Source organism: Gemmiger formicilis, from assembly GCF_016901605.1.
GTDB classification, from domain to species: domain Bacteria; phylum Bacillota; class Clostridia; order Oscillospirales; family Ruminococcaceae; genus Gemmiger; species Gemmiger formicilis_B.
This window is the reverse complement of record NZ_JACJKP010001095.1, coordinates 1-206: the sequence shown is the minus strand read 5'-3', so window position 1 is coordinate 206 and position 206 is coordinate 1. Positions and strand designations below refer to the sequence as shown.

Sequence of the window (206 nt, the reverse complement as noted above, 5' to 3'; positions counted from 1 at the left end):
GGTAGACGCAGATGGAGTCGCCGGAATGCACACCGGTACGCTCGATCTGTTCCATGATGCCGGGCACCAGGAAATCCGTTCCGTCGCAGATGGCGTCTACCTCACATTCGGTACCGTAGATATACTTATCCATCAGCACCGGGTGGCTCATATCCACGTGGGCGGTAATGACGCCCATATACTCAATAACGTCCGCCGAGTTGTAG

Annotated in this window: 1 protein-coding gene; it reads right to left on the bottom strand. The window is 55.3% G+C overall.

The annotated features are described in order from the left end of the window. On the bottom strand, positions 1-206 hold a 206-nt coding region (locus H6B10_RS17880; RefSeq protein ID WP_204652604.1), incomplete at both ends, for a hypothetical protein.